This window comes from Pseudomonas sp. A125, assembly GCF_055409485.1.
The window spans coordinates 176,259-197,344 of the sequence record NZ_JBUZVP010000014.1 but is presented as its reverse complement, the minus strand read 5'-3'; the positions used below and the strand labels follow the sequence as shown (position 1 = coordinate 197,344).

Annotated in this window: 16 protein-coding genes and 1 pseudogene; 7 read left to right on the top strand and 10 right to left on the bottom strand. The window is 60.1% G+C overall.

Annotated elements, in window-relative coordinates:
• Positions 1-149: 149 nt before the first annotated feature.
• The 3 genes from ACZRN6_RS20140 to ACZRN6_RS20130 all read right to left on the bottom strand — a co-directional run bounded on the left by ACZRN6_RS20140 (position 150) and on the right by ACZRN6_RS20130 (position 3,925).
• Positions 150-1,049, bottom strand: coding sequence for a 1-aminocyclopropane-1-carboxylate deaminase/D-cysteine desulfhydrase (locus ACZRN6_RS20140; RefSeq protein ID WP_464008627.1), 900 nt, complete (start codon positions 1,047-1,049; stop codon positions 150-152).
• Positions 1,050-1,106: 57 nt separating this feature from the next.
• The gene (locus ACZRN6_RS20135) at positions 1,107-3,146 is read right to left on the bottom strand and encodes an oxidoreductase (RefSeq protein ID WP_464008626.1); all 2,040 of its coding nucleotides are present in this window, start codon (positions 3,144-3,146) and stop codon (positions 1,107-1,109) included.
• Between the two features lie 386 nt (positions 3,147-3,532).
• Entirely contained in the window at positions 3,533-3,925 is a 393-nt protein-coding gene (locus tag ACZRN6_RS20130; RefSeq protein ID WP_322146146.1) for a tautomerase family protein, read from the bottom strand.
• 153 nt (positions 3,926-4,078) lie between these two features.
• Here ACZRN6_RS20130 and ACZRN6_RS20125 point away from each other — a divergent pair, with 153 nt between their 5' ends.
• The 4 genes and pseudogenes from ACZRN6_RS20125 to ACZRN6_RS20110 form a co-directional block, all read left to right on the top strand.
• Positions 4,079-4,555, top strand: a complete 477-nt coding sequence (locus ACZRN6_RS20125) for a LysR family transcriptional regulator (protein WP_464008630.1) — start codon at positions 4,079-4,081, stop codon at positions 4,553-4,555.
• 221 nt (positions 4,556-4,776) lie between these two features.
• Positions 4,777-5,907 (top strand): carbon-nitrogen hydrolase family protein, encoded by a 1,131-nt coding sequence (locus ACZRN6_RS20120; protein ID WP_464008625.1) that lies wholly within the window; start codon positions 4,777-4,779, stop codon positions 5,905-5,907.
• Positions 5,908-5,911: 4 nt separating this feature from the next.
• Positions 5,912-6,946 (top strand): AraC family transcriptional regulator, encoded by a 1,035-nt coding sequence (locus tag ACZRN6_RS20115; RefSeq protein ID WP_322146149.1) that lies wholly within the window; start codon positions 5,912-5,914, stop codon positions 6,944-6,946.
• Between the two features lie 368 nt (positions 6,947-7,314).
• Positions 7,315-7,509: pseudogene (locus ACZRN6_RS20110) on the top strand (hypothetical protein); the annotation flags it as partial.
• On the opposite strand, the gene ACZRN6_RS20105 reads toward ACZRN6_RS20110, so the two are convergent.
• Positions 7,497-7,967 carry a MarR family winged helix-turn-helix transcriptional regulator gene (locus tag ACZRN6_RS20105; protein WP_464008624.1) on the bottom strand — a complete coding sequence of 157 codons (471 nt, stop codon included), beginning with the start codon at positions 7,965-7,967 and terminating at the stop codon, positions 7,497-7,499. The pseudogene ACZRN6_RS20110 and the gene ACZRN6_RS20105 sit on opposite strands and share 13 nt — an antisense overlap.
• 145 nt (positions 7,968-8,112) lie before the next feature.
• On the opposite strand from ACZRN6_RS20105, the gene aceE reads away from it, so the two are divergent.
• Positions 8,113-10,782, top strand: a complete 2,670-nt coding sequence (gene aceE / locus ACZRN6_RS20100; RefSeq protein WP_464008623.1) for a pyruvate dehydrogenase (acetyl-transferring), homodimeric type — start codon at positions 8,113-8,115, stop codon at positions 10,780-10,782.
• Here the strand turns inward: aceE and ACZRN6_RS20095 are convergent, their stop codons facing one another.
• Both ACZRN6_RS20095 and ACZRN6_RS20090 read right to left on the bottom strand, forming a co-directional pair.
• The gene (locus tag ACZRN6_RS20095) at positions 10,783-11,622 is read right to left on the bottom strand and encodes a DUF2242 domain-containing protein (protein WP_322146150.1); all 840 of its coding nucleotides are present in this window, start codon (positions 11,620-11,622) and stop codon (positions 10,783-10,785) included.
• 89 nt (positions 11,623-11,711) lie between these two features.
• On the bottom strand, positions 11,712-12,611 hold the full coding sequence (locus ACZRN6_RS20090; protein ID WP_322146151.1) for a LysR family transcriptional regulator: 900 nt from the start codon (positions 12,609-12,611) through the stop codon (positions 11,712-11,714).
• 127 nt (positions 12,612-12,738) lie between these two features.
• Between ACZRN6_RS20090 and ACZRN6_RS20085 the strand changes: the two genes are divergently transcribed.
• Positions 12,739-13,929, top strand: a complete 1,191-nt coding sequence (locus ACZRN6_RS20085; protein WP_464008622.1) for an MFS transporter — start codon at positions 12,739-12,741, stop codon at positions 13,927-13,929.
• Between the two features lie 104 nt (positions 13,930-14,033).
• Positions 14,034-15,368: a Na+/H+ antiporter NhaA gene (gene nhaA / locus ACZRN6_RS20080; RefSeq protein WP_464008621.1), complete on the top strand. Its 1,335-nt coding sequence runs from the start codon at positions 14,034-14,036 to the stop codon at positions 15,366-15,368.
• A 1-nt stretch (position 15,369) separates the two neighbouring features.
• Here nhaA and ACZRN6_RS20075 read toward each other — a convergent pair whose 3' ends face one another.
• The 4 genes from ACZRN6_RS20075 to lon form a co-directional block, all read right to left on the bottom strand.
• Positions 15,370-15,936: an AAA family ATPase gene (locus tag ACZRN6_RS20075; protein WP_464008620.1), complete on the bottom strand. Its 567-nt coding sequence runs from the start codon at positions 15,934-15,936 to the stop codon at positions 15,370-15,372.
• A gap of 105 nt (positions 15,937-16,041) precedes the next feature.
• Positions 16,042-17,916, bottom strand: coding sequence for a SurA N-terminal domain-containing protein (locus ACZRN6_RS20070; protein ID WP_322146155.1), 1,875 nt, complete (start codon positions 17,914-17,916; stop codon positions 16,042-16,044).
• Positions 17,917-18,146: 230 nt separating this feature from the next.
• Positions 18,147-18,419 carry an HU family DNA-binding protein gene (locus ACZRN6_RS20065; protein ID WP_003174819.1) on the bottom strand — a complete coding sequence of 91 codons (273 nt, stop codon included), beginning with the start codon at positions 18,417-18,419 and terminating at the stop codon, positions 18,147-18,149.
• 146 nt (positions 18,420-18,565) lie between these two features.
• A complete protein-coding gene (lon, locus tag ACZRN6_RS20060; RefSeq protein ID WP_322146156.1) occupies positions 18,566-20,962 on the bottom strand; it encodes an endopeptidase La in 2,397 nt (798 codons plus the stop codon).
• Between the last annotated feature and the right edge of the window lie 124 nt (positions 20,963-21,086).

The window sequence follows — 21,086 nt, the reverse complement described above, 5'->3', positions numbered from 1 at the left end:
GTGCTTAAATCTGCCAAGGCGGATAAACGGACTTGAAGATGACTTTAAACGGGGTTTTAAACGTAGACCTTGAAAGGCATGGCTGTAAGAGCGGAACCCATATCAGCCGTTACCGCAGCAACGGATATGTACACCACCCACCGACCCCATCAACAGTGCCTAACCGCAAACCCTCGGCGGCCTTGCAGGCCGCCAGTGTGGACGAAGATCAGGCGAGTCCCAGGAACGAAGCGGCCGGCTTCAATCTGCTGCTTCAACGCCAACAGCGCCTTGCCGGTATACAGCGGCTCCAGTGGCAGCCCGCAGGCTTGCTCGGTGGCCTCGATAAACCCCAGCAACTGCGGATCAACCTTGGCAAAACCACCCCGGCTGGCCTCCAGCAACTCATAACCATCCTGCACCAGCGCCTGCACCTGCTGCGCCACCCCATGGTCGTCGGGCACCGCCAACGCACCGTACACCGGATGCGCACCCACCTCGGCCAGCACCAACCCCGCCAACGTGGTGCCAGTGCCTGCTGCCAGCCACCAACCGTCATAGCCCGCCCAGCCCAGGCCGCTTAATTGCGCCCGCACCTGACTAACCAATACCCCGCAGCCCAACGCACCGGCCAAGCCACCGCCGCCTTCGGGCACCGCGTGCAGGTTCGGATATTGCTCGCGCCACGGCAGCCAGAAGTCCGGCTCATTGCGCGCACGATAGCCGCCATAACCCAACCAATGCAGCTGCATGCCAAAGGCTTTGAGATCGAGCACCGTGGGCGTGTCTTGCGGATGGCCACGCAGCAAGCCAACGGTCGGGAAGCCGAAGCGTTTCCCGGCCGCCGCCAGTGCATGCAGATGATTGGAGTAGGCCCCGCCCAGGCTAATGATGCCGGTAGCACCTGCCGCCCGGCCTTGCGCCAAGTGCTCGGTAAGCTTGAACCATTTGTTGCCGCTGATCAGCGGGTCGATGCGGTCCAGGCGCAGCACCGCCACCTCCACCGACCCCATCCAGTCGAGCTTCAGGAGTTCAAGGGGCGCGCGGGGAAGCCAGTCGAAAGGACCCATGAGGGCAGTTCTGCACAAGAAAAGGGGCGGTAGTCTACCACCGCCCCTTTTGCGTGTTTACAGCTCGGCCGCCAGGCGCGAACCCTGGTTGATGGCGCGCTTGGCATCCAGCTCGGCCGCCACGTCCGCACCGCCGATCAGGTGCACGTTCTGCCCGGCCGCGACCAGGCCGTCGTGCAATTCCCGCAAAGGATCCTGGCCGGCGCAAATAACGATATTGTCCACCGCCAGCACCTTCGGTTCACCCTCGGCGCCGATGCGGATGTGCAGGCCTTCATCGTCGATTTTCAGGTACTCGACACTGTTGAGCATTTGCACCTGCTTGTTCTTCAGGCCCGTGCGATGAATCCACCCAGTGGTCTTGCCCAGGCCGTCGCCAACCTTGGAAGCCTTGCGCTGCAACAGGAACACTTCGCGCGCCGGCGCATGGCGCTCGGGCTTGATCCCGGCCACACCGCCGCGCGCTTGCAGATGGGTGTCGATGCCCCACTCTTTCCAAAACGCCTCGCGGTCCAGGCTGGTGGACACACCCTGATGCACGAGGAATTCCGACACGTCAAAACCGATACCGCCGGCACCGATCACCGCCACGCGATGGCCCACCGGCTTGCGCTCCAGGATCACGTCCAGGTAGTTCAGCACCTTGGGGTTTTCCACGCCCGGGATCGCCGGCGTACGCGGCGCGATGCCGGTGGCGAGGATGACCTCGTCGTAACCGCCCGCAACCAGTTGCTCAACGTTGACCCGGGTGTTCAGGCACAGCTCGACGTAAGTGGTCTGCAACTTGCGCTTGAAGTAGCGCAGGGTTTCAAAAAACTCTTCCTTGCCCGGAACGCGCTTGGCAATGTTGAACTGGCCACCGATCTCGCTGGCCGAATCGAACAGGGTCACCTGATGCCCGCGCTCGGCGGCAACGGTGGCAGCCGCCAGGCCCGCAGGACCGGCACCGACCACGGCGATTTTCTTGATCTGCTTGACCGGCAGGTAGTTGAGCTCGGTTTCGTAGCAGGCACGCGGGTTGACCAGGCAGGTGGTCAGCTTGCCGCCGAAGGTGTGGTCCAGGCAGGCCTGGTTGCAGCCGATGCAGGTGTTGATTTCATCGGCGCGGCCTTCGGCGGCCTTGTTGACGAAGTCCGGGTCAGCCAGGAATGGGCGAGCCATCGACACCATGTCCGCATCACCTTCGGCCAGAATCTGCTCGGCAATTTCCGGGGTGTTGATGCGGTTGGTGGTGATCAGCGGGATCTGCACTGCACCGCGCAACTTGGCGGTGACTTTGCTGAACGCGCCACGCGGCACTTTGGTGGCGATGGTCGGGATGCGCGCTTCGTGCCAGCCGATACCAGTGTTGATAAGGGTCGCACCGGCCTGTTCGATGGCCTTGGCCAACTGCACGATCTCTTCCCAGGTGCTGCCGCCTTCCACCAGGTCGAGCATCGACAGGCGGAAGATAATGATGAAATTCGGGCCTACTGCTTCGCGCACCCGGCGCACGATTTCCACCGGCAGGCGCATGCGGTTTTCATAGCTGCCCCCCCAACGGTCGGTGCGGTGGTTGGTGTGGGCGGCGAGGAACTGGTTAATGAAATACCCTTCGGAGCCCATGATTTCGACGCCGTCGTACTCGGCCACCTGAGCCAGTACCGAACAGGTAACGAAATCATTGATCTGCTTTTCGATGCCTTCTTCGTCCAGCTCCTTGGGCTTGAACGGATTGATTGGCGCCTGGATCGCACTCGGCGCGACCTGTTTCGGGCTGTAGGCATAACGCCCGGCGTGGAGGATCTGCATGCAAATCTTGCCGCCCGCCTCGTGCACCGCCCGGGTCACGATCTTGTGCTTTTGCGCTTCCTCGTCGGTGGTCAGCTTGGCTGCACCGGCATACACCCCGCCTTCATCGTTCGGGCCAATACCGCCGGTCACCATCAGGCCCACGCCGCCACGGGCACGCTCGGCAAAGTACGCCGCCATACGCTCAAAGCCGCCGGGTTTCTCTTCAAGGCCGGTGTGCATCGAGCCCATCAGGGTGCGGTTACGCAGGGTGGTAAAACCCAGGTCCAACGGGGCCAGCAGGTGCGGGTAGGCAGCAGCGGTCATGGTACAGCTCCACAACGGATCATCACGGGACGTGGAGCGCTCGTATGGCACTCCATCGGTTTATGTCCCACAGACTAAGAGCCCAGGGTTTGGTGCTCAATGACTGAAAGTGACAAGTTAATGATCAAATCGCGCAGCGGTGGCCCGGCAAGACCCACAATAAAAACAGATTCAACTCAAACTCTACTTAATAGATTTTTATAATCATGTATTTTTGAATGGAACGAAAGTAACTCCGCCACACGAGAGACAGCAAGTGAGCTTAAAAGACAAGATTATCGGCCAAGGGCGCTGAGTTGCTGCACGTACAGTTTCTGGAAACACTGAACGCCCAATAAAAAAGAGGGGCGACTAATGGATCAGTCGCCCCTCTTTTAGTGTTTCAGTCATTCAGTTGGCGCGTACTGCATCTCGCCATTGCCAAATGACCAGTCCTCACGTTTCACATCCACCAGGCTGATCCACACATCTTCCTTGCGCAGCCCGGTCTTGGCGTGGATGCCTTCGGCGATGAACCTGTAGAAGGCCTTTTTCACCTCAATGGTGCGCCCGGCGTTCCACGTCACCTGGATAAAAACGATCTTGGGCGTGTACGTGACCCCAAGGTACCCCGCCGCCGGGTACACCAACTCATCCTTGGCGTGGCGGTTGATGATCTGGAATTTATCGTGCTCAGGCACGTTGGCAACGTTGGTCATCGCGGCATATACCACATCGCCGATCGCCGCAGCGGTTTCAACGCTGGTGTCGGCGGCGAGGTCGATTCGAACTAAAGGCATGGCAGAGTCCTTGACGAGGTCGGTGGCCAGTCCACGGCGGTGGCCAGTGGTGTAACGCTAGTCTCGACGGCAAAATTCATCAAGCGCATAGTTTTCAAAAACATAATGAGGATTGCGCATGCTATTTGAGGACCTGAAGCTTTCGTCACTGTCATCGAAAGCGCATCGCTGACCAAGGCGGCGCTTACCCTGTGCCTGACGCAATCCGCCGTGTCTCGCCGCATCCAGCATCTGGAGGAGACGCTGGGTGAAACGCTGCTCGACCGCACGACGCGCCCTCCTTCACCTACCGCAATGGGGTATCGCATCTATGAAAAAGCCGTGGAACTACTCAGGGACGCTGAACACCTGCTGAGTATTCCCCAGGAAAACGCGATGCCGAGCGGACGATTTCGCGTGGGCCTGACACAGATCGTCGCGGACGCGGTGGTGTTTGAGGTGGTTTCCCGGATGAGAGCGCGCTTACCGAGCCTGGAAATGCAGATCGTCACCGATTGGAGCTCAGAACTGGAACGGCTGATGCTCCAGGGAGAGCTTGATGCGGCAACCCTGATGCTGCCTGCTGCCAACAGCCCGCCCGCCGCCCTCGGCGCTCAGTTGATTAGGTTTGCACTGGGCGACGGCTGCTGAGGGTTCAGTTGCTTAAGAGCGCCTCAAAGAAATTTGGCTGCAGACCATGGTTTCGATGGCGCGACCGTGACACGTCTGTTGACGGCAAACAGATGTCGATGTGTGTGAAGAAAAACCTCGGCGTCTACGCAATAATTCCTGTTAGCCGTAGAGTCTGTGTATCCTCATTCTCAGGTCACACGAAAACTCATGCTCTGAACCCGGTTTGTTGTCTTTTTCCCATGCGTAAGCTTTTTGCCTTCACCCTAACCATGGCCCTGGTTGCCGCCGTTTCTGCCTATCTGGTCTGGACCCAGGAGCGCCCCGTGGGGCATTACCTGTCCGACCTGCGGATCAACCTGGCCGTCGACCAAGGCGTGCCCGCCGACCGCGGCAACCTGCTGGGCATCCAGCCGGAACTGTTCCCCGCCGACTACCAAAGCCTGGAACGCCTGCACCTGAAATTTGCGGCCTATCTGCAGAAGGCCCGGGACCAGGGGCTGATCAACGACAAGACCATCGTGGTGCTGCCGGAACATATCGGCACCTGGCTGATGGTCAGTGGCGAGAAAAACGAGCTGTACCAGGCCACCAACCTCAAGGAAGCGATGAACTGGTTGTCGGCAAGCAACCCGTTGCTGTTCCTGCGGGCATTGATCAGTGCCAAGGGTGATGACCGCATCGACGACGCCTACCTGCGCATGAAGGCCCAGGCCATGGCCCGCGACTATCAGGTGCTGTTCGGCGGCCTGGCCAAGGAGTTCGGCGTGACCCTGGTGGCCGGTTCCATCGCCCTGCCCAACCCGAGCGTGAGCCAGGGCCAACTGCACATCGGCCATGGCGCGCTGTACAACACCAGCGTGGTATTCGACCGCGACGGCTTGCCACTGGGCCAGCCGCAACGCCAGCTGTACCCGATTTTCGACGAGCGCGGCTTTATCGAACCGGGCGACGAAAACACCGTCAGCGTGGTCGACACCCCAGCCGGGCGCCTGGGCATCCTGATCGGCAGCGACAGCTGGTACCCCGACAACTACCGCAAGCTCAACGAGCAAGGTGCACAGTTGGTGGCTGTGCCGGCCTTCGTGATTGGCCGCGAGACCTGGGACAAGCCTTGGCGCGGCTTCAAAAGCGTGTCGACGCCACCGGAGATCAGCCTCAAGCCCGAAGAACTCAGCGAAGGCGAAGCCTGGCACCGCCTGACCCTGATCAGCCAACGGCCCATCAGCCAGGCGACTGCCGGCATGAGCGTATTCCTGCGCGGGCAGTTCTTTGACATGGGCAGCGCCGGGCAAAGCTTCCTCAGCAGCAACGGCCAGGTGTTCGCCGACGGCAATGCCCATGGTGCACGCCTGCTGAACGTGTGGCTGTAAGGCGATGAAGCCGGTGCGGCTGGGGGATTTATCGGTGGGCTTTGTCCACACCCTGGCCGATGCGATCCACAGCCACGGCTTGGACCCGCAACCATTACTGCTGCAATACGGGCTCGACCCGGCGCGCCTGGCCGAGGCTGGCGCCCGCTTGTCGATCCCGCGCTATATGCGCCTGGGTTTTGCGGCCATCCAGCTGACCGGCGACCCCGGGCTGGGCCTGCGCATGGGCCAACTCAGCCGCCTGAGCCAGGCGGGCCTCGCCGGTGTTACCGCCGCCCAGGCGCCCACCGTGCGCGAAGCCGCACGCACCCTCACGCGTTTCGAAGCCTTGTACGGCTCCAACTATCGCGGCCAGTCAAGCTTTCACGAGGACGCCAACGGCGCCTGGCTGCGCTTCTATTCCATCAGCCCCTACAACGCCTATAACCGCTTTGTGGTGGACTCGATCATCGCTGGCTGGCTGCATCAATTGTCGAGCCTTTGCCTGCAACCGGTGCAAGCGCAGCGCATCGAAATCGAGTTCCAGGCACCCGACTACAGCGAGCGCTACAGCGTGCTGGGAGATTGCCCGATCCAGTTTGGCGCCGAGCACAATCAACTGCGCCTGAGCCAGCAAACCCTGGGCATGCGCAACCCGCAACATTGCCCAAGTACCTGGCAGTTGCTGGTGCAGTTGTGTGAACGGGAACTGGAGCAGTTGACGCGCACCCGCAGCCTGCGCGAGCGCATTACCCGGTTGCTCGGGCCGATGCTCAATGGTGGCCGGGAACCCGACCTGGAAGAAGTGGCGTCACGCTTGAAACTGCCCACCTGGACCTTGCGGCGCAAGCTGGCGGAGGAAGGGACTCAGTTCCGGGCGATTCTCAACGACACTCGCCGCGACCTGGCCATGACCTACATTCGCGATACCGAACTGGCGTTCGGTGAAATTGCCTATCTGCTTGGTTTTGCTTCAGCGGAAGCCTTTCAACGAGCCTTCAAGCGCTGGAACAACCAGACCCCAGGGGAATTTCGCCGCAGTCAGCGGCATTCCGCCTGACGTCTGTCTTACAGCTCGGTGGCATCATCGGCCGGATCCAGCGGATCCAGTTCAAAGGCCTGGTACTCCAGCAATTCTTCCTGGTATTCGTCCATGGTTGACTCCTTGTTTTATGAAAAGGGGTTGCTAAGTGACCTGCACAACCAGCCTAAAGTGCCGTCATGACGAAAAAATGTCCGTGGCATGACGTTCCTGCACTTCAAGGTTAAACGTAGCAGTGTCGGGCCGATTTAGCCGGGTGAATTTTAGATGCAACTGCAATCATTGCAATTGCAATCATAAACCGACTTCCTTTAGGGTATGGGCACCCGTTGCCAGGCGACCCTGCTCATGACTGCCAGCACCGAACGCTCTGCCCTGATGTGTATCGACGCGTTGAAGAAGTTGTGCACGCGGCACAGTTGCTCGAAACCGACTGGAACATCGAGGCGCAGCTGTGGAGTTGCCCCAGCTACACCCGGCTGGCCCGCCAGGCAGATGCGGCCCAACGCTGGATACATCGAAGCAGAACACGTCGAAACCGCCCTGCATCGATATCACCTGAAATGAATCAGGCCTTACGCCGCCCCCGGGTCTGCACACCCGCCTCCATCGCCAACCCTGTGGTGCGTTCCAACGCCTCGGCAAAGCCCCGGCGTTGCTCGCTGTCGAGCTGCGACAAAAACAATTCATCCACGCTGCTTTCGTAGATTTTCCACATCTTTTTACGCAACGCCCGGCCCTCATCGGTGATCGAGACAAAGGCGGCCCGCCCGTCACCGTCGGAGCGCGAACGCACCACCAGGCCGTCCTTTTCCAGGCGGTCTACCAAGCGCGTCAGGTTGTAGCGCTCGATCGCCAGTACGTCGGCCAATTCGTGCATGCGCCGGGTGCCGTCGGGGCCGCTTTCCAGGCCCCACAACGCGTCGTACCAGGCGTATGGCGGCAGCCCGGCCTCGGCCAGGCGCCGCTCGATTTCACGGATGACCGTCCTGTGGGCCCGAACAAAACGGAACCATACATCAGGCTCTTTCGACGACATGCAGCACCATCCGGGAAATTTCAAGAAGGTTGCAATAGTAGCTCATCCCGCGCTAGATTCAGCCATATAGTTGCAATTGCAACTACATTCGCAAAGCTCCCACAAGGAGCCCGCACGTTGAAATCCGTCCACCCTGGAGCCTGACATGACCCCGAACACAGCAGTACGCCTCGACGACGATCCACAGGAAACCCGCGAATGGCTGGAGTCCATCGAATCGGTGCTGTCCACCGAAGGCCGCCCGCGTGCGCATTACCTGATTGATCAGTTGCTGGATTTCGATGTAGCGCGCCATGGCGACTTCTACGGGCGGGTGACCACGCCTTACGTCAACACCATCCCGGTGGACCGCCAGTTGCCCTACCCCGGCAACCTGGCCACCGAGCGCCGGCTGAATGCGTTTATCCGCTGGAACGCCATGGCCATGGTGCTGCGCGCCGGCAAACATTCCGGCGTGGGTGGGCATATTGCGACCTACGCGTCGGCGGCCGTACTGTATGACGTAGGCTTCGACCATTTCTTCCGGGGCCGCACCGATACCTTCGATGGCGACCTGGTGTACATCCAGGGCCACTCGGCGCCGGGCATTTATGGCCGCGCGTACCTCGAAGGCCGGATCAGCGAAGCGCAACTCGACAACTTCCGCCGGGAGGCCGGCGGCGATGGTTTGTCGTCCTATCCGCATCCAAGGCTGATGCCGGACTTCTGGCAATTTCCTACAGTGTCCATGGGCCTCGGGCCGATTACCGCCGCGTATCAGGCGCGCTTCATGCGTTACCTGGAGTTTCGCGCCCTCAAGCAGCACCAGGGTCGCAAGGTCTGGGCCTTCCTCGGTGATGGCGAGATGGATCAACCGGAATCGCTCGCGGCTATTTCCCTGGCCGGGCGCGAGAAGCTCGACAACCTGATCTTTGTAGTCAACTGCAACCTGCAACGCCTCGACGGCCCGGTGCGCGGCAATGCCAAGGTGATCCAGGAATTCGAAAGCCTGTACCGCGCCGCCGGCTGGAACGTGATCAAGGTGATTTGGGGCGGCGGCTGGGATGCGCTGCTGGAAAAGGACAACAGCGGCTTGCTACGCCAGCGCATGATGGAATGCGTGGACGGCGACTATCAGAACTACAAGTCGCAAAACGGCGCCTACGTGCGGGAGCACTTCTTCGGCAAATACCCGGAGTTGCTGGCGCTGGTGGCGGACATGTCCGACGACGATATCTGGAAACTCTCACGGGGCGGCCATGACCCGGACAAGGTTTACAACGCTTACGCAGCCGCCGTGCGCCACAGCGGCCAGCCGACGGTGATCCTGGCAAAAACCGTGAAAGGTTTCGGCATGGGCGAGGCCGGCGAAGGCCAGAACATCAACCACCAACTGAAAAAAATGGGCGCTGAGGCGGTCAAGGCTTTTCGTGATCGCTTCGGGCTGGAAGTGGCTGACGATCAACTGGCCGAAATTCCTTACCTCAAACCCGCTGTCGATAGCGAAGAAGCGTGCTATTTCGCGGCCCGTCGCCAATCGTTGGGCGGTTACGTGCCAGCTCGCCATAGCGCCGTCGAATCGTTGAAGATCCCGGAACTGGAAGCCTTCGCCACCCAGCTCAAGGACACCGGCGAGCGCTCGATTTCCACCACCATGGCCTTTGTGCGCATCCTCGGCACCCTGCTCAAGGACCCGAACCTGGGCAAACTGATCGTGCCCATCGTGCCGGACGAGTCCCGCACCTTTGGCATGGAAAGCCTGTTCCGCCAGATCGGCATCCACTCCGCCGTCGGCCAGCTCTACACCCCGCAGGATGCCGGCCAGCTTTCCTACTACAAGGAGAGCAAGGACGGACAGATCATGCAGGAAGGCCTGAATGAGTCCGGCGCCATCTCCTCATGGATCGCGGCGAGTACGTCCTACGCCAACCACGGCCTGATGACCGTGCCGTTCTACATCTTCTATTCGATGTTCGGCTTCCAGCGGGTTGGCGACCTGGCGTGGGCCGCCGGCGATGCGCGGGCCCGTGGTTTCCTGCTGGGGGCAACCGCCGGGCGTACGACATTGATGGGCGAAGGCTTGCAGCATGACGATGGCCACAGCCATGTGCTGTCGTCGGTGATTCCGTGCTGCGTTTCCTACGACCCGACCTTTGCCTTCGAACTGGCGGTAATCATTCGCGAGGGCATGCGCCGGATGTACGTCGAGCAAGAGGACATTTACTACTACATCACCCTGCTCAACGAAAACTATCCGCAGCCGGCGATGCCCGAAGGCGTCGAGGAAGGAATTCTCAAGGGCATGTATCGGTTCAAAGCCGCCGAAGATAACGCGCAACCGCGGGTACAGCTGATGGGCAGCGGTTCGATCCTGCGGGAAGTGCTCGGCGCCGCGGATTTGCTGCGCGATGACTTTGCCGTGGCCTGCGATGTGTGGAGCGTCACCAGCCTGACCGAGCTGCGCCGTGAAGGCCATGCCGTGGAGCGCTGGAACCTGCTGCACCCGCAAAGCGAGCCGCGTTGCAGCTATGTCGAGCAATGCCTCGAGGGCCAGGCCGGGCCTGTGGTGGTGGCCACCGACTACATGAAGATCTTCGCCGACCAGATCCGCCCGTTCGTACCGGGCCGGCGCTTTGTGGCGCTGGGCACCGATGGATTCGGGCAATCGGACACCCGCGAAACCTTGCGCGCGTTCTTTGAGGTGGACCGTTACTTCATTGCACTGGCGGCCCTGAAGGCGCTGGCGGATGACGGGATGATCAGCCGCGCCAGGGTGGCGCAGGCGATCAGCCGCTACGGGATCAACGTCGACAAGGCCAACCCCGTAGCGGTGTAGTTACTGCGCAGGCGTCGGCAGGGGCGGAATCACTTCGGTCGGCGCCGGCAGTGCCGGGTTGGTGGCCTCTGGCGCCGGTGCCGGGGTTTCCTTTGGCGCAATTGGCGCAGGCTCTGCCGGCGGTACGACCGGCTCCGATGCCGCAGGCTCTATCGCCGGCACAACGGGGGCTGCCGGTGTGGCGGGGACTTCTTTTGGCGCTTCTTTAGGCGCCTCAACCTTATCGGCTGCCGGGGCTACCGGGGCTGCCTTCGGCTCTGGAATGCCCAGGTCAGCCTTGGGTTTCTCTGGAATATGCGCAGCCTTTTTCACTTCCTGCGGCAGGAAAACGTCCACCAGGGCGAAGTAACGGTCGTAGAACTTTGGCGCAGACACCGTCTCGCTGGCCACCTTGACCATCGAATCATCGGTGGAACCAATCGGCATCGACACCGAGCCCAGCACACCCACGCCGAGACTGGCGGAGTTGTTGACCTTCTTCAGCGCGTAGCGGTCCTGCAAGGCGTTGGCGAACATCGTCGAGTGATGATCACCACTGCCATCGTCGGCACACACCACGTTGAAACTGATTTGCAGGTGAGTCTCGCCGGTCTGCTGGAAACTCTTGTTACCCACTACCAGCTTTGGATCGCTGCTGGTGATGATGTAACCCTGGCTCAACAGCGCACGGCGCGCCGCTTCGCAGGCCGCGGTGTCACTGACCGGGTAATCACGGGAAAACGTACCGGAGTCGTCGAAATTCTCATGTTCATAAATAGCGGTCTTGGGTGACGAGCAGCCCGCAGCGCCCGCCAGCACCAGCGCTACCCCGAGGCTACGCAAGTGAAATGATGTCGACATCGAAAATCCTGAGGAAAACAGTCAGGCCGGTATTGTGCAACAGAACGTGGCCTTGGCGCGCGAATTCCTGTCGGTAAAACGTCACAACCTTATGGAACGGTGTCTGCAGGAAAAAGCCGCTCACCCATATGGTCAATAAACACACGCAATTTTGCCGAGGCATGGCGACTTGATGGCCAGAGCATCCAAAAGCTGCCGCTGTGTTCCAGGTAGTAGTCGAGTACCCGTTGCAGCCGGCCCTGCTCCACCGACTCGCGGACCATGAAATCTGGCAGGCAGGCAATGCCCAGGCCTTCATGGGCCACGTGCATCAGCGATTCGATGGTGGTGGAGACCAGCGGCGCGCGCAGCACCGGCTCGGGCATGCCTAATTCCGGGCGCAGCGGCCAGGCTTCCAGTTTGCCGGTGGCGCAGAACTTGTGCCGCAGGCAGGCATGGTCGCTCAAGTCCCGGGGCAGGCGCGGCGCACCGTGCTGGCGCAAGTAGTCGGGCGAGGCCACCAGCACCAGGCGGTAATACCCGAGGTGACGGGCCATCAAGCGGGAGTCCTCGGGCTTGCCGGTACGGATCACCGCATCAAAGCCTTCTTCGATCACGTCCACCATGCGGTCGGAGAAGTCCACGTCCAGCTCGATCTCGGGATAGGCCCGCATGAAATCCGTCAGCACCGGCATCAACAGGCCGCGTACTTGCGGCAGGCTGATACGCAGCTTGCCCCGCGGGGTGGCGGATGCCTGGCTCAGTTCCTGTTCGGCGGCCTCGACCTCGGCCAGGATGCGCCGGGAGCGTTCGAGAAACAGCGCGCCCTCGCTGGTCAACGTGATACTGCGGGTACTGCGATGGAACAACCGCACACCCAAACGCTCTTCGATGCGCGCGATGCTTTTGCCAATGGCCGAGGACGACACCCCGAGCATGCGCCCGGCCTCGGTAAAGCTGCGGGTTTCTGCCACCTGCACAAACACTGAAATACTGCCCAGGCTGTCCATCGTCTCGCTCCCGAGGATTGCGGACGTTGGCGTCCGATAAGTTCGGAACCTTAGCCTGTTTTTCTATGCCCCGCAGCCCCCTACTCTGGTTCCCTGCCCATTTGTCTGAAAACCGGAGCCACGAAACATGAGCGACAGCGCCTTATCGTCCCCAACCCTTGCCGCGAGCTGTGAACGACTGCCCTTGGGTGGCTTGCTGGCACTGGCCACCGCCGGCTTCATCACCATCCTCACTGAGGCCATGCCAGCGGGCCTGCTGCCGCAAATGGGCGCCGACCTCGCAGTGTCCGAAGCCTTGGTGGGCCAATTGGTGACCCTCTACGCCCTCGGCTCGCTATTAGCCGCCATCCCCCTGACCATCGCCACCCGGGGCTGGCGCAGGCGGCCCTTGCTGATGATTGCCATCGGCGGGTTTGCCTTGGTCAACAGCGTCACGGCGTTTTCCAGCGACTACCTGCTGACCCTCGTAGCGAGGTTCTTCGCCGGGGTATTCGCAGGGTTGCTTTGGGCGCTGCTGGCCGGATACGCCAGCCGCATGGTTGCGCCGCACCTGCAGGGCCGGGCAATTGCCGTGGCCATGCTCGGGGCACCGCTGGCCTTGTCACTGGGTGTGCCCGCCGGGACGTTCCTGGGCACCGCCGTAGGCTGGCGCCTGAGCTTTGCGATCATGACCGGCCTTACCGTTGTGCTGCTGGCCTGGGTGCGCTGGCAGGTTCCGGACTTCGCCGGGGAACACGCGGAAAAGCGTCTGGGGCTGCGTCAGGTACTGGCATTGCCGGGGATTCGTGCGGTGCTGTTTGTGACCTTTACCTACGTGCTGGCCCACAACATTCTCTATACCTATATCGCGCCGTTTTTGGTGCCCGCCGGGATTGCCGCAGACATTGACCAAGTGCTGCTGGTGTTTGGCCTGGCGGCGCTGCTGGGCATCTGGATCGTTGGCGCGCTGATTGATCAGCGGCTGCGCGCCTTATTGGTCATCAGTTGCGCAATGTTCGCGCTGTCGGCATTGGCATTGGCGTTCTGGATTACCTCACCGATAGTCATCTACACCACGGTTGCATTGTGGGGCCTGGCATTTGGCGGCCTGCCGGCACTGCTGCAGACGGCATTGGCCAAGGCGGCCGGGGCTTCAGCCGATGCCGCGCAGTCGATGCTGGTGACCGTATGGAACCTGGGCATCGCCGGTGGCGGCCTGCTCGGCGGCATGTTGCTGCAGGGTTGGGGAGTGACCTCGTTTCCGTGGGCGGTCGCCGCATTGATCGTGCTGGCCCTGACAGCATCGCTTCGTTTAACCGATGTTCAAACAGAAACGTGACGTGATGTTTCTTAACTCTTATGATCGCCCTGGGTGCGTTGCTGCATACGGCACGGCGCAGGTTAAAGGATAAGCATTGGTCGGGCCGCCAATGGAGACTTGTCGTGCCTGATAAACACCCTGCTATTCCTCGCCCCCAGGTTTTGGTCGAAGGCGCGCTGTCTGCATTGGAGCGATTTTCACGCATCGAAGCGGTCAGCGGCATCGTGTTGCTGCTGGCAGCGATCGTCGCGCTGATCTGGGCCAACAGCCCGGTCGCCGACTCCTACGAACACTTCTGGAATACCCCACTCACTGTCGGGCTGGGAGATTTCACGGTCTCGCGCTCGTTGCACTTCCTGGTGAACGACGGGCTGATGACCATCTTCTTCCTGGTGGTGGGCGCCGAGATTCGCCAGGAGATCAAGGACGGCGCACTCGCCAACCTGAAACTGGCCACCTTGCCTTTGGGTGCGGCATTGGGTGGCGTGCTGATGCCGGCGCTGATCTACACCCTGCTCAACCATGGCACCGCAGCGGCCAGTGGCTGGGCGGTGCCCACCGCCACCGACATCGCGTTCGCCGTGGGTGTGCTGGCATTGCTGGGTAAATCCATCCCCGCTGGCGTGCGCATTTTACTGCTGGCGCTGGCGATCATTGATGACATCGTCGCCATCCTGATCATTGCGATCTTCTATACCGCGAGCCTCGACTACATGGGCCTGGTGATCGCGGCCTGCGGCTTGGCGCTGGTGCTGGTGCTTCAACGGATGGGAGTCGGCAAGGCCGTTGTGTACCTGCTGCCGGGGGCAATTGTGTGGTTTGGGCTGCTGAAGACGGGTGTACACCCGACGCTCGCGGGCGTAATGCTTGGCCTGATGACGCCTGTCACTTCCAGACCCACCCGGGAACGCCCTCTCGACACTATCGGTCGCACGTTCAATGAGCTGATGGACCGGCTTTCGCAGTCAGCTGAAAGCGCGCATCAAGTCGCCAAACCGTTAAAGCAATTGCGACAGGCCCAGCGGGAAATGTTACCGCCGGTGCAGCGCATTCAAGCGGGCTTGCACCCTTGGGTGGCCTTCGGCGTAATGCCGCTGTTTGCCCTGGCTAACGCCGGGGTGAGTCTGCAAGGGTTCAACCTCGGCGACCCACTGCCTCACGGAGTATTCATGGGCGTCATCCTGGCATTGGTACTCGGCAAGCCGCTGGGTGTGATGCTGGCGAGTGTCGTGCTGGTCAAACTGAACATCTGCAAACTGCCGGAAGGCGTGACCTGGAACGGCGTCACCCTGGTGGGCCTGCTGGCGGGGATTGGTTTTACCATGTCGATTTTCATCTCGTCGCTGGCCTTCTCCGATCCGGCGCTGTTGTCGGCCGCCAAGCTGAGTGTGCTGACCGCATCGTCCCTGGCCGCCGTGATTGGCCTGACGTGGGGCAAGCTCAAGTTTGCTCGTTGACTCAGTCGCCGGTGGATTGTTGTTGAGTCAAACCGGAAATCGCGGCGATGACCTTTGTCACCAACTCGGCAACCGCGATTTCCCCGTTCAACCGAATGGCAGGTGTAGTCAGCTGCTTGAGCCACAGCTCATGCCTGGGCCGGCTGCGCCCCGCCCGGCTGCCAGCCTCATAGCTTTGAGCCCATATGAGAAATTTGCGGTGGTTCTCGTGCATATCGCCGCCCGGCAAGATCCGCGAGCCAAACCGTTGCGATTCGCGCGATTTCAAGCGCTCGATTCGCAGTGCCGTTGGTGTGTCGAGGAACACCACCAGGTCAGCGTTTTGAATCACCTCGGCGCCCCAGCCATCCATTGATCCGGACAGCACCCAAGGGGAATCAGCAAGCGCTTGAATCAGCAACGCGATCCGCTCTTCAGGTGGGCGTGATTTTTCAAAGGGAGGGTCAGTGGGGTACCAGTAGTAATCATCGACATCCACATAACGCAGGTGAAGGCTGCCTGCCAGAGCGGCGCCCAAGGTACTCACGCCTGCGCCCGAAGCGCCGCTGATGTAGATCCGTTTGCTCACGGCTTGCTCTCCTGAATCATCGACTGAACGCCCCCCGAATACTACGGATAAAAAAAGACCCCGGCCTCTTCAGGCCGGGGTCTTTTTATTCAGGCTGTTACGAGATCAGAACTTCTTGATCTCAGCCTTGGTTTCCAACTGCTTGCGGTAGGCGGCGAAGTCTTGCTGACCCACACGAGAGGCGAGGAAGCGGCGGTACTGAGCCTTCTCGTCATCATTCGGGGCAGCAGCTTCATTGACCGCGTTCAAGCGCACGATCATCAGGCTACCGTCCGGCAAGGTCACGCTGGTGAAGGTCGGCTTGTCCTTGGCCGCAGGCTTGGGCATGCGGAACAGGGCTTGCAGCACGGCAGGCTCGATACCTTCCTGGCCACGGGTGGCCGCTTCGGTGACTTTCCAGGCCTGGCCGTCAACCGGCTGGTTGAGCGGGGTCTTGCCATCGCGCAGGCTGGCAATCAGCTCGTCCGCGTGAGTCTTCGCCGCAGCACTTGCGCGCTCCTTGGTCAACTGGGCGCGAATGGCCGTGGAAACGCTTTCCAGTGGCAACTGGGTAGGCTTCAAGTGCTCTTTGGCACGCAGCACCACGATGGTTTCCGGATCCAGCTCGATGGCGCTGCTGTTGGCACCTTCATCCAGTACTTCAGGGCTGAACGCTGCGGTTACCACAGCACGGTTTGCAGCGATGCCTTCGCCACCTTCACGGCCAAACGGCGCGGAGGTGTGCACGGTCAGCTTAAGGTCCGACGCGGGCTGGGCCAGGTCGGAAGCTTCGAATGCAGCGTCTTCCAGTTGCTTGGTCGCGTCGACGAAACGCTGTTCAACCTGTTGGGTCTTGAGCTCGCGGGTCAGCTTGTCTTTCAGGCTGGCGAACGATGGCACTTCAGGTGCTTCAACGCCCAACAACTTGATCAGGTGCCAGCCGAAGCTCGAACGCACCGGTGCCGAGACCTGGTCCTTGTTCAACGCGTACAGCGCTGTTTCAAAGGCTGGGTCGTAGACGCCAGGGCCGGCGAAACCGAGGTCACCGCCGTTGTTCGCAGAACCCGGGTCCTGGGAGAACTCCTTGGCCAGGGCTTCGAACTTCTCGCCTTTGGCCAGGCGTGCCTGGATCTCTTCGATCTTGGCCTTGGCCTGCTCGTCAGTGGTCTTGTCGTTGACTTCGATCAGGATGTGCGCCGCGCGACGCTGTTCAGCGAGGTTGGCGGTTTCTTTCTGATAGAGAGCTTGCAGCTCATCGTCCTTGACCGTGACCTGGTCGAAGAAGGAAGCCTTCTTCAGTTCCAGGTAATCGATAACCACCTGGTCCGGAGTCATGAACTCTTTGGCGTGCTGGTCGTAGTAAGCCTTGACCTCGTCGTCGGTGAGTTTTACCGCACCCGGGTTGGCCTTGACGCTGACGGTGGCGAAATCGCGGGTCTGTTTTTCCAGACGGGCAAAAGCGAGCACTTCGGCATCGGTGACAAACCCGCTGCCGGCAATGCCTGCACGAACCTGGCCGATCAGCATTTCCTGGCTCAACATCTGGCGAAATTGCATACGGCTGTAGCCCAGCTGACGGATCACCTGGTCAAAACGTTCAGCGTTGAACTGGCCATCCACCTGGAATTCCGGCGTCTGCAGGATCACTTGATCCAGCGCAGCTTCGGAGAAAGCGAATTTCGAATCGGCCGCGCCTTGCAGCAGCAACTTGCGATCGATCAGGCTTTTGAGGGCGGCGTCGCGCAGCAGCTTTTCGTCCAGCAAGGAAGCATCGAAGTCCTTGCCCAGCTGTTGCATCAGCTGACGACGTTGCATGTCGACGGCCTGGCCCAGTTCGCTTTGGGTGATTTCTTCACCGTTGACCTTGGCCACGTCCTGCTTGTTGTTGGTCGAAGCCTGAAAAATAGCCTCGATACCGGTGAACGCCATCAATGCGACGATGATCCCGATAATAGTCTTGGCAATCCAGCCTTGTGAATTGTCCCTGATATTCTGCAGCATGCGTCCCCCAGAAACGGTTGAACTTCAAAATTAGGCAACCGTGGAGCGTGGGTAGAGTCCGGATAGAAGAAAGGCGCATCCGAGGATGCGCCTTCTCGTAACTGGCGGAGCGGACGGGGGTTTGAACCCACACCCCCGGCGTGGCGACCCGATGGATGCTCGGGTCAGCTGCCGCTCCGCTGCCAGGTCAGACCTGCGTCCGACCCGGATGGGTAAGGCTTTAGCGAAGCTTAGTTAACCGCTTCTTTCAGGGCTTTACCGGCTTTGAAGCCTGGTTTTTTGGCAGCGGCGATTTGCAGAGCCTTGCCAGTCTGTGGGTTACGGCCAGTGCGAGCTGGACGATCGGTCACAGAGAAAGTACCGAAACCCACCAGTACCACAGAGTCGCCGGCCTTGAGAGCGCCAGTGACGGATTCGATTACTGCGTCCAGCGCACGGCCAGCAGCGGCTTTCGGGATATCAGCAGATGCAGCGATAGCATCAATCAGTTCCGACTTGTTCACTCTAAGTCCCCTTATATCTATTGAGTATGATTCTAAGTTTTTTGGTGAAAGCAAAAACCAGTGCTGAATGGCCTACAGACACTTAAGAGCCGCTTTATAACAAGGGCTCTAAAAAGCTGTCAAGGAAGCCCCCAGGCTTAAACGTATTAATGCGTGCTAATTCTTTCCTTAGAGTCAGTCTCGCGTTTTTCGTCCTTCGCGACTATCTCCGGAGCCACATCCGGCAAGGGCTCCGGCGCGTATTGCAGCGCAATTTGCAGGACCTCGTCAATCCATTTAACCGGTTTAATCTGCAGATCCTGCTTGATATTGTCAGGAATCTCCTTCAAGTCGCGAACATTCTCTTCAGGAATGATCACGGTCTTGATACCACCCCGGTGTGCAGCCAGCAATTTCTCTTTGAGGCCACCAATGGCCAGCACTTGCCCACGCAGGGTGATTTCCCCAGTCATGGCGACATCGGCACGCACCGGAATCCCGGTCAGGGCTGATACCAGTGCCGTGCACATGCCTACACCAGCGCTAGGGCCGTCTTTGGGCGTCGCCCCTTCCGGCATATGGATGTGGGTGTCGTGCTTCTCGTGGAAGTCCAGGGGGATCCCCAGGCTTCTGGCGCGGCTGCGCACCACGGTCTGCGCGGCGGTAATGGACTCGACCATCACATCACCCAGGGAACCGGTCTTGATCAGTTGCCCTTTGCCCGGGATAACGGCAGCCTCGATGGTCAGCAATTCGCCGCCCACCTGGGTCCATGCCAGGCCTGTGACCTGACCCACCTGGTCCTGCTGTTCAGCCAAGCCGTAGCGGAATTTACGCACGCCCAGGAAGTGTTCCAGCAGGTCAGCGGTGACCTTCACCGAGAAGCGTTTTTCCAGCGCATGTTCCTTCACGGCCTTACGGCAGATCTTCGCCAGTTGACGCTCAAGGCCCCGTACACCGGCCTCGCGGGTGTAGAAACGAATGATGTCGCGGATCGCGTCGGCATCAAATTCGATCTCGCCTTTTTTCAGGCCGTTGGCCGCAATCTGCTTGGGCGAGAGGTATTTGACGGCAATGTTGATCTTCTCGTCTTCGGTGTAACCCGGCAGACGAATCACTTCCATCCGGTCCAGCAAGGCTGGCGGAATATTCATCGAGTTGGAGGTGCACAGGAACATTACGTCGGACAGGTCGTAGTCGACTTCCAGGTAATGGTCGTTGAAATTGTGGTTCTGCTCGGGGTCGAGCACTTCCAGCAAGGCAGATGCCGGATCGCCACGCATGTCGCTGCCCATCTTGTCGATTTCATCAAGCAGGAACAGCGGGTTGCGCACGCCCACCTTTGTCATCTTTTGAATCAATCTTCCTGGCATCGAACCGATATAAGTCCGGCGATGACCACGAATTTCGGCTTCATCACGCACGCCACCCAAGGCCATGCGTACGAATTTACGGTTGGTGGCGTGGGCAATCGACTCCGCCAGCGAGGTTTTACCCACACCAGGAGGACCGACCAGGCACAACACCGGACCGCGAATCTTCTTCACGCGCTTTTGCACGGCAAGGTATTCGAGGATGCGTTCTTTGACTTCTTCGAGGCCGTAGTGATCGGCATCGAGAATGTCTTCGGCACGGGCAAGGTCCAGCCGAACTTTGGTCTGGGCCTTCCACGGCACCTGCACCAGCCAGTCGATATACGAACGAACCACGGTGGCTTCGGCCGACATCGGCGACATCTGCTTGAGCTTGTTCAGCTCGGCGGTGGCTTTGGTCAACGCGTCTTTCGGCAGGCCAGCAGCATCGATACGCTTTTTCAGCTCTTCGATTTCGTTGTGGCCTTCTTCGCTGTCGCCGAGCTCCTTCTGAATGGCCTTCATCTGCTCATTCAGGTAGTACTCGCGCTGGCTGCGCTCCATTTGCTTTTTGACACGGCCACGGATGCGCTTCTCAACCTGCAGCAGGTCGATTTCGGCATCCAGCAGCGCCAGGACGTGTTCGACCCGGGCCGATAAATCGATAATTTCCAGAATGTCCTGCTTCTGCTCGATCTTCAGCGCCATGTGCGCGGCCATGGTGTCGACCAGGCGGCTAGGCTCATCAATGCTGTTGAGGGAAGAGAGGACTTCTGCGGGGACTTTCTTGCCCAGTTGCACGTATTGCTCGAACTGGGACAGCAGGCTGCGCACGAACACTTCGGATTCGCGCTCAGGGGCGTCGACTTCGTCGATCAGCGCCACTTCGGCACGCAGGTGGCCGTCCACTTCCATGAAGCGCTCGACCGCACCGCGCTGCTCACCTTCCACCAGCACCTTGACGGTGCCATCAGGCAGCTTGAGCAGTTGCAGGACAGTTGCAACGGTACCAACGCGATACAGGGCGTCTTCGCCTGGATCATCGTCAGCAGGATTTCTCTGGGCCAGCAGCAGGATCTGCTTGTCGCCCGTCATCGCGGCCTCGAGGGCTTCGATAGACTTCTCGCGCCCCACGAACAGCGGGATAACCATGTGCGGATAGACGACGACATCACGCAACGGCAGGAGAGGCAATTCAATGGTTGTCTTCATGATTTCGCCTCTATGACAGATGAAAGTAACTTGAAACCAAGATGGGGGCTGCCTGCAAAAAAAACAAGCGTAATGGCATCAGTTAAACGCAGTAAAAACAAAGGGGCCCCTGAAGGCCCCTTTA

Coding starts and splice junctions, on each gene's coding strand:
- ACZRN6_RS20140 (WP_464008627.1), bottom strand. CDS start 1,049: ATGGGTCCTTTCGACTGGCTTCCCCGCGCGCCCCTTGAACTCCTGAAG.
- ACZRN6_RS20135 (WP_464008626.1), bottom strand. CDS start 3,146: ATGACCGCTGCTGCCTACCCGCACCTGCTGGCCCCGTTGGACCTGGGT.
- ACZRN6_RS20130 (WP_322146146.1), bottom strand. CDS start 3,925: ATGCCTTTAGTTCGAATCGACCTCGCCGCCGACACCAGCGTTGAAACC.
- ACZRN6_RS20120 (WP_464008625.1), top strand. CDS start 4,777: ATGCGTAAGCTTTTTGCCTTCACCCTAACCATGGCCCTGGTTGCCGCC.
- ACZRN6_RS20115 (WP_322146149.1), top strand. CDS start 5,912: ATGAAGCCGGTGCGGCTGGGGGATTTATCGGTGGGCTTTGTCCACACC.
- ACZRN6_RS20105 (WP_464008624.1), bottom strand. CDS start 7,967: ATGTCGTCGAAAGAGCCTGATGTATGGTTCCGTTTTGTTCGGGCCCAC.
- aceE (WP_464008623.1), top strand. CDS start 8,113: ATGACCCCGAACACAGCAGTACGCCTCGACGACGATCCACAGGAAACC.
- ACZRN6_RS20095 (WP_322146150.1), bottom strand. CDS start 11,622: ATGTCGACATCATTTCACTTGCGTAGCCTCGGGGTAGCGCTGGTGCTG.
- ACZRN6_RS20090 (WP_322146151.1), bottom strand. CDS start 12,611: ATGGACAGCCTGGGCAGTATTTCAGTGTTTGTGCAGGTGGCAGAAACC.
- ACZRN6_RS20085 (WP_464008622.1), top strand. CDS start 12,739: ATGAGCGACAGCGCCTTATCGTCCCCAACCCTTGCCGCGAGCTGTGAA.
- ACZRN6_RS20070 (WP_322146155.1), bottom strand. CDS start 17,916: ATGCTGCAGAATATCAGGGACAATTCACAAGGCTGGATTGCCAAGACT.
- lon (WP_322146156.1), bottom strand. CDS start 20,962: ATGAAGACAACCATTGAATTGCCTCTCCTGCCGTTGCGTGATGTCGTC.